General features: G+C 68.5%; 12 protein-coding genes. 6 read left to right on the top strand and 6 right to left on the bottom strand.

Features of this window, described 5'->3' with window-relative positions:
* The first annotated feature begins 110 nt into the window (after nucleotides 1–110).
* Genes ACXPWS_RS23535 through ACXPWS_RS23525 form a run of 3 tightly spaced genes read left to right on the top strand, consistent with a single transcriptional unit; the run spans nucleotide 111 to nucleotide 3004 of the window.
* Complete coding sequence (locus ACXPWS_RS23535; RefSeq protein ID WP_458713668.1) at nucleotides 111–1298, top strand: 5-(carboxyamino)imidazole ribonucleotide synthase; 1188 nt, start codon at nucleotides 111–113, stop codon at nucleotides 1296–1298.
* Complete coding sequence (gene purE, locus ACXPWS_RS23530; RefSeq protein ID WP_458708961.1) at nucleotides 1295–1810, top strand: 5-(carboxyamino)imidazole ribonucleotide mutase; 516 nt, start codon at nucleotides 1295–1297, stop codon at nucleotides 1808–1810. Before ACXPWS_RS23535 ends, purE begins: the two co-directional genes overlap by 4 nt.
* A gap of 36 nt (nucleotides 1811–1846) precedes the next feature.
* Complete coding sequence (locus ACXPWS_RS23525; protein WP_458708960.1) at nucleotides 1847–3004, top strand: acyl-CoA dehydrogenase; 1158 nt, start codon at nucleotides 1847–1849, stop codon at nucleotides 3002–3004.
* A 54-nt stretch (nucleotides 3005–3058) separates the two neighbouring features.
* Here ACXPWS_RS23525 and ACXPWS_RS23520 read toward each other — a convergent pair whose 3' ends face one another.
* From ACXPWS_RS23520 to ACXPWS_RS23510, 3 genes are all read right to left on the bottom strand, one after another.
* The gene (locus ACXPWS_RS23520) at nucleotides 3059–3859 is read right to left on the bottom strand and encodes a class I SAM-dependent methyltransferase (RefSeq protein ID WP_458708959.1); all 801 of its coding nucleotides are present in this window, start codon (nucleotides 3857–3859) and stop codon (nucleotides 3059–3061) included.
* Between the two features lie 91 nt (nucleotides 3860–3950).
* The gene (locus ACXPWS_RS23515; protein WP_458708958.1) at nucleotides 3951–4679 is read right to left on the bottom strand and encodes a TIGR03089 family protein; all 729 of its coding nucleotides are present in this window, start codon (nucleotides 4677–4679) and stop codon (nucleotides 3951–3953) included.
* Between the two features lies 1 nt (nucleotide 4680).
* The gene (locus tag ACXPWS_RS23510) at nucleotides 4681–6156 is read right to left on the bottom strand and encodes an LCP family protein (protein ID WP_458708957.1); all 1476 of its coding nucleotides are present in this window, start codon (nucleotides 6154–6156) and stop codon (nucleotides 4681–4683) included.
* A gap of 160 nt (nucleotides 6157–6316) precedes the next feature.
* Between ACXPWS_RS23510 and ACXPWS_RS23505 the strand changes: the two genes are divergently transcribed.
* From ACXPWS_RS23505 to manB, 3 genes are all read left to right on the top strand, one after another.
* On the top strand, nucleotides 6317–7372 hold the full coding sequence (locus ACXPWS_RS23505; protein ID WP_458708956.1) for a glycoside hydrolase 5 family protein: 1056 nt from the start codon (nucleotides 6317–6319) through the stop codon (nucleotides 7370–7372).
* A 111-nt stretch (nucleotides 7373–7483) separates the two neighbouring features.
* Nucleotides 7484–8359, top strand: a complete 876-nt coding sequence (locus ACXPWS_RS23500; protein WP_458708955.1) for a glycosyltransferase family 2 protein — start codon at nucleotides 7484–7486, stop codon at nucleotides 8357–8359.
* Nucleotides 8360–8361: 2 nt separating this feature from the next.
* Nucleotides 8362–9441, top strand: coding sequence for a mannose-1-phosphate guanylyltransferase (gene manB / locus ACXPWS_RS23495; RefSeq protein WP_458708954.1), 1080 nt, complete (start codon nucleotides 8362–8364; stop codon nucleotides 9439–9441).
* Nucleotides 9442–9491: 50 nt separating this feature from the next.
* Here the strand turns inward: manB and ACXPWS_RS23490 are convergent, their stop codons facing one another.
* From ACXPWS_RS23490 to cofD, 3 genes are read right to left on the bottom strand one after another with little or no spacing between them, the layout of a single operon-like run.
* Nucleotides 9492–10022, bottom strand: a complete 531-nt coding sequence (locus ACXPWS_RS23490; RefSeq protein WP_458708953.1) for an NUDIX hydrolase — start codon at nucleotides 10020–10022, stop codon at nucleotides 9492–9494.
* Nucleotides 10019–11374, bottom strand: a complete 1356-nt coding sequence (locus ACXPWS_RS23485) for a coenzyme F420-0:L-glutamate ligase (protein ID WP_458708952.1) — start codon at nucleotides 11372–11374, stop codon at nucleotides 10019–10021. Before ACXPWS_RS23485 ends, ACXPWS_RS23490 begins: the two co-directional genes overlap by 4 nt.
* The gene (cofD, locus tag ACXPWS_RS23480) at nucleotides 11371–12381 is read right to left on the bottom strand and encodes a 2-phospho-L-lactate transferase (protein ID WP_458708951.1); all 1011 of its coding nucleotides are present in this window, start codon (nucleotides 12379–12381) and stop codon (nucleotides 11371–11373) included. Before cofD ends, ACXPWS_RS23485 begins: the two co-directional genes overlap by 4 nt.
* Between the last annotated feature and the right edge of the window lie 269 nt (nucleotides 12382–12650).

Genomic DNA, 12650 nt, shown 5'->3' with positions numbered 1-12650 from the left:
GTCAACGTGAACCTGCGCAGGTCGCGGCGGGTGCAGAGGCGCCGCACGGGCATGCCAACATAGGTGCCGTGCCACGAACTCCCGCTACCTCCCGCGCGCCCGTCGTCGCCATGATCGGCGGTGGGCAGCTGGCCAGGATGACCCATCAGGCGGCGATCGCGCTCGGCCAGACCTTGCGGGTGCTGGCGGCCGGGCCCGACGATCCCGCGGCGCAGGTCAGCCCGGACGTGGTGATCGGCGCCCACACCGACCTGGAGGCGCTGCGCCGCGCCGCGGCCGGGGTCGATGCGCTGACCTTCGATCATGAACACGTGCCGACCGAACTGCTGGAGCAGCTGATGGCCGAGGGGGTGACGGTGGCCCCGCCTCCGCAGGCGCTGATCCACGCGCAGGACAAGCTGGTGATGCGGCGCAGGCTGGAGGCCCTCGGCGCACCCATCCCGCGGTTCGCCGCGGTGACCGGCGTCGACGATGTGGATGCATTCGCGGCCCGGATCGGGGCGCCGGTGGTGATCAAGACCGTCCGCGGCGGTTACGACGGCCGCGGCGTGGTGCTGGCCCGCGACCTGGCGCACGCCAGGGAGGCGGTGTCCGGCTACCTGTCCGACGGGGTCGAGGTGCTGCTGGAGGAGCGCGTCGCGATGCGCCGCGAACTCTCGGCATTGGTGGCCCGGTCGCCGTTCGGGCAGGGCGCGGCGTGGCCGGTGGTGCAGACGGTGCAGCGCGACGGTATCTGCGTCGAGGTCATCGCCCCCGCACCCGGGCTCGGGGGAGAGGTGGCCGCGGCCGCCGAATCGCTGGGTCTGCGGCTGGCCGAGGAACTCGGCGTGGTCGGTGTGCTGGCCGTCGAACTCTTCGAGACCGAGGACGGGGCAATCCTGGTCAACGAGCTGGCGATGCGCCCGCACAATTCCGGGCACTGGACCATGGACGGCGCCCGTACCAGTCAGTTCGAGCAGCATCTGCGCGCGGTGCTGGACTATCCGCTCGGCGACACCGGTGCGCTGGCACCGGTCACGGTGATGGGCAATGTGCTCGGTGCGGCTCAGACCCCGGCGATGTCGATGGACGAGCGGGTGCATCACCTGTTCGGCCGGATGCCCGATGCCAAGGTGCACCTGTACGGCAAGGGGGAGCGGCCGGGCCGCAAGATCGGGCACGTGAATCTGGTGGGAGCTGTGGGCGGATCCCCCGATGATCCGGAATACGTTGGCGCACTGAGGGAACGGGCGCAGCGGGCGGCACACTGGCTGTCGCACGCGCAATGGACCGACGGATGGGACGGACATTCAGCATGAGCACCACAACTGCACGGGTCGGCGTCATCATGGGCAGTGACAGTGACTGGTCGGTGATGGAGGCCGCCGTCCTCGCACTGGCCGAATTCGACATCCCGTTCGAGGTCGGCGTCGTCTCGGCGCACCGCACGCCGGCCCGGATGCTGGAGTACGCGCAGACCGCGGCGGGCCGCGGGATCGAGGTGATCATCGCCGGCGCCGGCGGTGCCGCGCACCTGCCGGGCATGGTGGCCGCGGCGACTCCGCTGCCGGTGATCGGCGTGCCGGTGCCGCTGGCCCGCCTGGACGGGCTGGACTCGTTGCTGTCGATCGTGCAGATGCCGGCCGGGGTTCCGGTGGCGACGGTGTCCATCGGCGGAGGGCGGAACGCCGGATTGCTCGCCGTGCGCGTCCTGGGTGCCGGTGATGCCGCGTTGCGGGGGCGGATCGAGCAGTTCCAGGCCGACCTGGAGGCGACGGTGCTGGCCAAGGACGCCGCGTTGCGTGACCGATTACTGGGCGGCGCCGACTAACGGCTAAAGTTACCCACGAGTAGCAAGGAGTCCCTGATGGATAACCCGTCGTTCGATCTGTTCAAGCTGTCCGACGAGCACAACGAGCTGCGCACCGTGTTGCGGGCCCTGTGCGAGAAGGAGATCGCGCCGTATGCCGCCGAGGTGGACGCCCAGGCGCGCTACACCGACGAGGCGCTCGCGGCGCTGGACGGTTCGGGATTCTCCGCGGTGTTCATCCCCGAGGAGTACGGCGGTCAGGGCGCCGACGCGGTCGCCGCGTGCATCGTGATCGAGGAAGTGGCGCGGGTGTGTGCGTCGTCTTCGCTGATCCCGATCTGTAACAAGCTGGGCACCACCGGCCTGCTGATGCGCGGCTCCGAGGAGCTCAAGCAGAAGGTGCTGCCCTCGATCGCGGCAGGCGAGGCCACCGCTTCGTACGCCCTGAGCGAGCGGGAGGCCGGCAGTGATGCCGGTGCCATGCGGACCCGGGCCGTGGCCGACGGTGACGACTGGATCCTCAACGGCACCAAATGCTGGATCTCCAACGGCGGTTACTCGACCTGGTACACCGTGATGGCGGTGACCGACCCGGACAAGGGCGCCAACGGCATCTCCGCGTTCATCGTGCACAAGGACGACGAGGGCTTCTCGGCCGGGCACAAGGAACACAAGATGGGCATCAAGGGTTCGCCCACCACCGAGCTGTACTTCGAGAATTGCCGCATCCCGGGCGACCGGATCATCGGTGAACCGGGCACCGGGTTCAAGACCGCGCTGGCCACCCTGGATCACACCCGGCCCACCATCGGCGCGCAGGCCGTCGGTATCGCCCAGGGCGCCTTGGACGCATCGATCGCGTACACCAAGGAGCGCAAGCAGTTCGGCAAGTCGATCGCCGATTTCCAGAACACCCAGTTCATGCTCGCCGACATGGCGATGAAGATCGAAGCGGCCCGGCTGATGGTCTACACCGCGGCCGCGCGCGGCGAGCGCGGCGAGCCGAACCTGCAATTCCTGGCCTCGGCGTCCAAGTGTTTCGCGTCCGACGTGGCCATGGAGGTCACCACCAACGCCGTGCAGCTGTTCGGCGGATACGGCTACACCGTGGACTTCCCGGTGGAGCGGTTCATGCGTGACGCCAAGATCACCCAGATCTATGAGGGCACCAACCAGATTCAGCGTGTCGTGATGAGCCGCCAGCTCCTCAAGTGACCTGATCGGAATGGCCGGTTGTCACGAGATATCTTGTGACAACCGGCCTTTCGCTTACTTGAGGAGCCCGGTCACCTTGCGGTACGCGGTGCGGGCGGCCTCGCTGCGCCTGGCGATATGGGCGGGGTGCTTGGGCACCGGCACGAGCACACTGACCGGGTGGTTGACGAACACCGACTCGAAGACCGCGGTCATGGTCTTGGCGGCGTAGACCTGGTCCAGCGCGCGGCGGTACCGCTCGGCGTGCTCGGGCTGGGTGAACAGCACCTTGTTGAAGCCGATGTAGAACGGCACCAGGGCGCCGCCCTGCTCCAGGTAGTGCACGGTGCCGACGGAGACGCCGGGCCACTGCTGGTTGAACACGTCGTCGGCGATCACCACGCCACCTTCGACGAGGCTCTTCTCGGCCAGCCGCATGTCGCTGAGCACGATCTCCTCGGTGTGGCCGCCGTCGACGGAGAACAGCCGCACACCCGACATGGCCGCGATGTCACCGGGCACGATCGCAGTGGAGTCACCCTGGTGGACGATCAGTTCGCCACGGTCGGCCCACCGGTCCAGGTTGCGCAGGAATTCGCCGCGGTCGCCTTCGCCGGACTTGTCGATGTTGGCGGCCTGATTCTCGAACAGGTCGATCGCGATGGCCGGCTCGCCCGGTCGCTGTAGCAACTTCATTGCAATGAACAGCTGCCCGTGATGCACGCCGATCTCGGCGACCGGCCCGCTGATCCCATCCGTGCGCTGCAGCTCGTCAACGGCCTGTAGCAACCGGATGGCCGCCGATTCCGTGTAGCCCTGCACCCGCCGATGCCCGAAGTGCCGATATGCAGCGAATTTCATCGCGATGCTTCCCACCTGTCACAGGGTACTCATTCGGGACCCAGATAGCCCATAGCATCACATTATTGACGCAAAGGATATTTGGCGGTGGGCGAAAGTGGGGTGCTTAACCCCTGGTCACCTTTTCCATCTCCCGGCGACGGTCGAGAACCGATGGATTCGAGTTTGCCACCAGGACCAGCGACGCACCCGCCGCCAGCACCGCCAGCAGGTGCTCGACGAGGTCTGCGGCGGTGTCCCAGCCGGCGGTCGACATCACCCTGTCGGTGCCGGCCAACCCGTGGGATCGGGCCGTCTCGGCGGCGGTGGCCAGCACATCGGCCGCGGTCTGGCCGTTCAATGCCGGACCCGGGGTGCGTTCGGGGACGATCTGGTCACCGTGCACCCGGACCGAGGTGGCGTAGTCGGTCACCCCGATCGGTAAGTCCGGGACGGGTTTGCCGAACGGGTCCAGCGACAACACCACCACCTCGCCGGTACCCGCGGCGGCATCGGCCTCGTCGAGGCGGCCGGCCGTGCACAGGGCGATGTCGACCCCGGCGGCGGTCGTCGCCGCGGCCTCTGCGCCGAACACCACCTCTGCGCCGATCCACCAGATCCCCAGCAACACCGCAGCGGTCTGCCAGTGCGCGGGTAGGAAGACCGCGACCCGGCTACCGGGTCCCGCGCCGAGTTCGTCGCGCAACAGATTCGCGGTCTTGGCGGCCCAGTTGGCCAGCGTCACGGTGGACACTTCGATGCGTTCACCGCTGGCGTCGTCGTAATAGGTGATCCGCGGGCCGACGGGGTCGCGCTGCATCAACGGATCGAGCAGAGCCGCGCTGATTGTCGTCATCTCAGTTGACGCAGGCCGGGTCGTTGCTGCCCGCGGTCAGGATCGGCGAGGGCGGCGGGGGCGGCTCGGCCGAGTCCGAGATGTCACCCGAACTCTGCGCCAGGACGGCGGAATCGCCGGACCCGGTGGGGCCTTCCAGACCCGAACCGGGTCCGGTGTAATCGGAGGACAGCACCACGCGCACCGATCCGGGCGCCAGGGTGGCGTCCTCGACGACCGGCAGGTTGCCGAGTTCCTTCGAAATCGCTTGTGCGCCGAGGTCGTCCACCTTGGCCACCTGCACCTGGCTGTTCGTCACGTGGACGCCGTCGTTGTTGCCCACCGCGCCCGCGGTGAAGCCCTTGCCGGTCAGCACCTGGGACACCGACGCCGCGAGCCCATTGATATCCGTGTCGTTGACCACATCGGCGGTGGTCTTCTCCGGGGAGTAGCTGAGCTCCTCGGTCTTTCCCGCGGCCTGATCGCTGAGCAGGCCCTCCACCCAGTCGTGCACCTGCGTCGGGTCCACCCGCACCACGCTCTGCAGGCCGTCGTCGCTCCAGCCGTCCTCCTGCAGGATCGGGATGGTCGCGAACGCCACCGAGCCGGCGGCCAGCTTCTGCAGCTGCTGAATGAAATCCATGATGTCCCAGCCGTCGGACAGCACCACCGACCGCTGGACCGCATCCTGCAGCCGATTCAGGGTGGACGGGCTGGACAGGGTCCTGCCGGAGATCACCTCGTGGGCCAGCGAGGCCATCACCGACTGCTGGCGGGTCACCCGGTCCAGATCGCCGCGCGGCAGGTCGTGGCGTTGCCGGACGAAACTCAGGGCCTGCGGACCGTTCAGCTTCTGCCAGCCGGCGGGGAAGTCGGCGCCCGAAAGAGGCTCGTAGACGGCATCCTTGAGGCACACGTTGACACCGCCGAGGGCATCGGTGATCAGCGAGAAGCCCAGCAGGCCGATTTCGGCGTAATGGTCGACGGTGACGCCGGTGAGCTTGGCGACGGTCTTGATCAGGGCTTCGCGGCCGGCCTCGGTGGCCTTGGGCTCGGCGGTGGCGGGGTCCTCGCCCTGCTCCTCGACGAGTTCCTTCATCTTCTCCAGGTGCACCGAGCCGAAGACGCCGTTGATCTTCATCTTGCCCAGCCCGGGCGCATCCACGTAGGAGTCCCGCGGGATGGAGATCGCCGTGGCCGACCGCCCGTTGTTGGGTATGCGGACCAGGATGATGGTGTCGGTGTTGGTGGAGACGTCGTCGCCGGCGCGCAGGGTGGCCAGTTCCTCCGACGACAGCGGATTGCCGTGCGCGTCGGTGCGGCTGTCCAGGCCGACCAGCAGGATGTCGATCGCGCCGTCGTCGCCGCCGCCGCCCAGGGCCGCCGAATTGACGTGATTGATGCCGTCCTCGAACGAGCGGACGGTGCTCCACGCCACGCCGGTGCACAGCACCACGGCGGCGGCGGCGATGATCGCCACGGTCCGGGTCACTCTCACGCGCGATCCGCCGTCGGCTTCTCGCTGACCCTCTTGTGCATTGGCTCAGGTTACTGGCGAGACCGTCGATGTTGCGGGAGCGCGCACCGGCGTGCCAGCCGCCGCCCGCAGATCCCGCCAGGACACGGAGAAAGATCACAGGTCCGGTAGGTTGGCGGACATGCACAAGCCTGTGGGCAAGGTTCTCGGCCGGGTCGCGATGCTGGTCGTGATGATCGCGTCGATGGTGTCGGTGTCACCGGTGACGGCGCACGCGGCCGTGGCGGCGCCGGCAGACGGTTATGGATTCGCCCAGGGCTACACCTGGGCCACCGGCAGCCAGAGCGACGCCAGTCGGGAGATCGCGGCGGTGGGCAAGACCGGTGCATCCTGGGTCCGCGTGCCCATCGACTGGGGTGTCATCGAGGGCGGCCGCGGCCAGTACAACTGGGGTTATCTGGACAACCTGGTGAACTCCGCGGGCGCCAACAACCTGCGGGTGCTCGGCATCATCTCCAACACCCCGCTGTGGGCCCGGCTGGAGGGCGCCCAGTTGCTCTTCCCGTCGTCGCCACCGCGCAACCCGTCCGATTTCGGGGCGTTCGCCGCCACAGTCGCCAAGCGTTACGGCGGCCGGATCAACGCATGGGAGATCTGGAACGAGCCGAACCTGCCGCTGTTCATGGGTTTCGCCGACAACAAGCCGGCCCGCTACACCGAGATGCTGAAGTCCGCGTACGGGTCAATCAAGGCCGTGCAGCCGGGCGCCACCGTGATCGCCGCCGGGCTGAGCCCGCTGGACGGTCCGGACTCGCCCCCGGGATTCCTCCAGCAGCTCTATGACGCCGGTGCCGGCGGGTTCTTCGACGCCGCAGCGGCGCACCCCTATGTGTTCCCCGGTGGTCTGGCCGCCGACAGCAACAACGGCTGGTCCGATGTGCTGCGGATGCGCGGGATCATGAACGCGCACGGCGACGGCGGCAAGAAGATCTGGATGACCGAGATCGGCGCGTCCACCAGCGACATTCCCGGCGACGGGGTGAGCCAGCAGGAGCAGGCCAAGCAGATCACCGATGTGCTGGCCGCGGCTGCCGGAGTGGGCTGGAGTGGTCCGGCGTTCATCCACGCGGTGCGCGATCTGGACACCGCCAACCGCAACGACCGGGAGGCGAACTTCGGCGCGCTGCTGACGTCGGACTGGCAGCCGAAGTTCACCGCCGGAGTGCTCGCCCGATAAACGGGCCGGCGCCGGTGAGGTGCAGAACACACCGTGGCTCGTCGCTACCCTCAACGACCGTGAGTGACGAACGGGCCTACCAGAGTCAGCGAACGACGGGAGCGGTCACGGGTGAGTGACCACCTCTTCATCGTGACGGTGACGTATTCGCCCGGACCCCACCTGGACCGGTTCCTGGCGTCGCTGGCGCATGCCACCGAGCGTCCGGTCACGGTGGTGATGGCCGACAACGGATCCACCGACGGTTCCCCCGAGGAAGCCGTGCAGCGCTATCCGAATGTGCGGCTCTTCCACACCGGCTCGAATCTGGGCTACGGCACCGCGGTCAACCGTGCCGTCGCCGAATTCGTCACCGACGGCGACTGGGTGGTGGTGGCCAACCCCGATGTGCAGTGGGGGCCCAACAGCATCGACGAGCTCCTGGAAGCCGCCCAGCGGTGGCCCGCCGCCGGTGCACTGGGGCCGCTGATCCGGGATCCCGACGGCACCGTGTATCCGTCGGCACGGCATCAGCCCAGCCTCATCCGCGGCGGCATGCACGCCGTCGTCGGCCCGCTGTGGAAGACCAACCCGTGGACCGCGGCGTACCGCCAGGAACGCCTGACGCCGAGCGAGCGTCCGGTGGGCTGGCTGTCCGGATCATGTCTGTTGTTGCGCCGCAAGGCTTTTGCCGAGATCGGCGGATTCGACGAGCGTTATTTCATGTATATGGAGGACGTCGACCTGGGGGACCGGCTGGCTGCGGACGGCTGGCAGAACGTCTACGTGCCGACGGCCGAGATCGTGCACGACAAGGGGCACGCGGCCGGACGAGATCCGGCGAAGAACTTGGCCGCGCATCACCGCAGCACCTACACTTTCCTCGCTGATCGGCATCCCGGCTGGTGGCAGGCACCTCTGCGATGGACCATAAGGGCGGCCCTGGCGGCCCGGGCCGGACTCGTGGTCGGGAACTCCCGGCGCAAACAGGCGAAAGGACGGCTCTAGGCATGGTGAAACCGTCAGAAGTAGATGCCGTCATCCTGGTCGGTGGGCAGGGCACCCGGCTGCGCCCGCTCACCCTCTCGGCGCCCAAGCCGATGCTGCCGACCGCCGGACTTCCGTTTCTGACCCACATGCTGTCGCGGATCGCCGCGGCCGGTATCGAACACGTCGTGCTGGGCACCTCGTACAAGGCCGAGGTGTTCGAGGCCGAGTTCGGGGACGGCTCCAAGCTGGGCCTGCACATCGAGTACGTGGTGGAGGAGCAGGCCCTGGGCACCGGCGGCGGTATCGCCAACGTGGCCTCCAAGCTGCGCCATGACACCGCGCTGGTCTTCAACGGTGACGTGCTCTCCGGGGCGGATCTCGGCGCGCTGCTGGCCTGCCACGACGAACATCAGGCCGACGTCACGCTGCACCTGGTGCGGGTCAGCGACCCGCGGGCGTTCGGGTGCGTGCCCACCGACGCCGACGGCCGGGTGACCGCCTTCCTGGAGAAGACCGAGGATCCACCGACCGACCAGATCAACGCGGGATGCTACGTGTTCCGGCGCGAGCTCATCGACGCGCTGCCCAAGGGCCGGGCCGTCTCGGTGGAACGGGAGATCTTCCCGGGCCTGCTCGCCGACGGGCGCAAGGTGTGTGGGTACGTCGACAACTCCTACTGGCGCGATATGGGCACGCCGGATGACTTCGTGCGCGGGTCGGCCGACCTGGTCCGCGGAATCGCGCCATCGCCCGCGCTGAACGGGCAGGGCGGTGAGCGCCTGGTGCACGACGGCGCGGCTGTCGCGCCGGGTGCGTTGCTGATCGGCGGCACCGTGGTGGGCCGTGGTGCCGAGATCGGGGCCGGGGCGCGGCTGGACGGTGCGGTGATCTTCGACGGTGTCCGGGTGGATGCCGGCGCGGTGATCGAACGTTCCATCATCGGGTTCGGCGCCAGGATCGGGCCGCGCGCGCTGATCCGGGACGGTGTGATCGGCGACGGCGCCGATATCGGTGCGCGGTGCGAGCTGCTGCGCGGTGCCCGGGTATGGCCGGGCGTGACCATCCCCGACGGCGGGATCCGCTACTCCACCGACGTCTGAGTCCAGCGGCTCGCCGCCGAACCCGATTGGCGGCTCGCCGCCGTGCTGGATTAGCGGCTCGCCGCCGTCGCCAGCGCGGTCAGGGCCGGGTCGTCACCGGGCAACGCATCCAGCGGCCACCATCGCAGGTCCAGCGACTCGTCGCTGCGCACCATCTCCGCGCCGGCCGGGGCGTGGGCGACGAACTGCAGGTCCAGATGTCGGGTGGGCAGGCCCAGCGAGCAGGTCAGCGGGTGCACGTGGATTGCCGCCAGATCCGGCCCCAGGCGCAGGTCGGGGATGCCGGATTCCTCGGTGGCCTCCCGCAGCGCGGCGGCGGTGATATCGGCGTCCTGTGCCTCGCAGTGTCCGCCCAACTGCAGCCACCGCCCGACCCGCGGGTGCAGTGTCAGCAGGGCCTGGGTGCCGGTGTGGTCGAGCAGCAGTGCCGAGGCCGTGATGTGGCCGGGCTCGCACGATCGCATGCAGGCATCCGGCCGGGCCAGCACGAAGGCCAGCACCGCCTCCCGGAGCGCGTCCTGGGCGGGATCGGGTGCGTGCCAGTGGGTCAACGTGTGCACCACCGATGCGTGCAGCGTCATCTGATGACCAGCAGATCGTCGGTGGTGGCCGGACCGCGCGGTGTCAGCGGCTCGGGTGGATAACCGATTGCGATGGCGCCCAAGGGTTCCCAGTCGGGGGGCAGGTCGAGTTCGGTCCGCACGGTATCGGCGGCGAAAATGGTGGAGCCGATCCAGCAGCTGCCGATCTCCCTGGCCGCCAACGCGACCAGCAGCCCCTGCACCGCCGCCCCCGCGGCGACGGTGAACATGGTGTGCTCGGCCGCGGTGCGCGCCGGGTCCGGGTAGACATGTGCGCCGTCGGGAACCATGAAGGGGATGACGATTTCCGGCGCGTCATAAAGGATCTGGCCGCGACCCACCCGGCGTGCCACGTCCTCGGCGGAGCGGCCGTCGGCGCGCAGGTCGGCTTCCCAGCGGCTTCTCATCGCATCGAGCAGCCTTGCCCGCGTGGCAGGTTCACGCAGCCAGACGAACCGGACCGGGCGGGTGTGGTGCGGAGCGGGGGCGGTCAGCGCCTCGGCCACCGCGGCCCCGATCAGCGCAGGATCGACCGGGTCGGGCCGGAATTGCCGGATGGAGCGACGCAGCAGCTGTGCCTGGGTGCGGCCCAGTTCGATGGCCTCGGCGGTGCCGAGCCAGAACAGATCGTCCTCGCCGTTGCGGACCAGGGTTCGGCCACCTGAGCCGTTGTCGTGCAAGGTCAGTCCGCGGACCACCGCCACCGGGATGCCGGTGAGCTTGCCCTTCACCAGATCGGCGGCCGCGGCCAGTTCGTCGGCCACCGCGATCTCGGTCACCACCAGTTCGTTGCCGAAACTGTCGCGGCTGCCGCCGTATCCATGTAGCACGGTCAGTCCGGCGGCCCCGATCGCCACGTCGGTCTGGCCGTTGCGCCAGGCCCGGCCCATGGTGTCGGTCACCACGACGCCGACCCGGACCCCGAGACGCTGCGCCAGTCCGTCACGCAGTGCCGTCGCGCTGCGGTCCGGATCCACCGGCAGCAGTGCCAATTCGGCCCCGTCGACATTGGAACCGTCCACTCCGGCGGCGGCCTGGATGAGACCGAAGGCGTTCTCGGTGATCAGGGTTCGGCCCTTGCGGGCCAGTACCCGCACCGCCTCCTCATCGATCAGCTTGCGGCGCAGCGCGTCCCGCTGCTCCGGATCGCTGGGCGCGGCGACGATGCGCCCTTCGGCCTTGGACAGCACCTTGCTGGTGACCACCACGACGTCGTCATCGCGCAACCAGTCGGCGGTCGTGGCGATGGCCGCGGCGACGTCGTCCCCGGGCCGAAACTCGCCGAGGCCGAGCACCGGGATGATCTCGATGGCCGTCGACGTGCCGTGGTCGGTGCTCGATACGTCACTCACAGGCTCAGGCCCGCCAACCGGATTCCGGCGCGCACCATCTCGGCGGTGGTGGCCGGGTCCGTCATCAGCAGTGGCGCCTGTTGCACCTTCACCCCATCGACGACGGCCTCGTCGCCCTGGTCGATCAGCCAGCCATCCAGGATGCCGGTTGCGCTGCGCGCTCCGAAGTGATCAGCCACACCTTGTGAGGAGGATTCCACGCCGATCACCTTGAGACATTCGTCGGCCATGCCGCGCAAAGGTTTTCCGGCGATGATGGGGGAGTAGCCGATCACCGGTGCCGGCGTCGAGCGCAGCGCGCCGCGGATGCCGGGGACGGCCAGGATGGTGCCGATGCTGACCACCGGGTTGGACGGGGCCAGCAGCACGACGTCTGCGCCGGCGATGGCGTCCTGCACTCCCGGTGCGGCCGTTGCCTTGTCCGACCCGACGAACGCGAAGCTGTGGGTGGGGATCTGGGCGCGGTAACGCACCCACCATTCCTGGAAGTGAATGGCCCGGCGCTCGCCTTCGGGATCGGTGACCACGACGTGGGTTTCGCTGCGGTCGTCGGTGACGGGCAGCAGCCGTGCGCCGGGCGACCATCGGGCGCACAGCGCCTCGGTCACCTGGGACAGTGGATACCCGGCGCGCAGCATCTGGGTACGCACCAGATGGGTGGCCAGGTCGCGGTCGCCGAGGCCGAACCAGTCGGGCGCGACACCGTAGGCGGCGAGTTCCTCCTTGGCGTGCCAGGTTTCGTTTCGGTGGCCCCACCCGCGTTCCGGGTCGATGCCGCCGCCGAGGGTGTACATACACGTGTCGAGGTCGGGACATATGCGCACGCCGAACATCCAGGCGTCGTCGCCGACGTTGACCACGGCTGTCAGCTCGTGTTCGGCGGGGTCGGTGGAAGACGCGGCATCCGGGCTGATTTGGCTGGCAAACTGACCCAGTCCCAGCAGATGCTGCACGCCGAGCAGGAACCGGGCGCCACCCACGCCGCCGACCAAAACGGTGACCTTCACACCTCAAGACCCTAGGCCAGCCGGCCCCTGTGGCCGACATCGCGGCGGGTGTGGTGAACACGCCGGTGCGGTGACACGCCGGATTTATGTCACGAGATGGTATGAAAATGCGTTCCAGCGCTTGACCCTGGCAGCTAACAAGTGTCTAATCACATCAGTGTCATTTCGCGGTTGCACCCCGGTTCCGGTGTCGCAGACCAAGATTCGATCACCTGTTCGAACGTGTTCGACAGTGACCGCTTCGGGGATGGCCATACACCACAATAGTG

It is taken from the genome of Mycobacterium sp. BMJ-28 (assembly GCF_054404835.1).
Note: the sequence above shows the minus strand (reverse complement) of the source record. Positions and strands in the feature narration are given on the sequence as shown.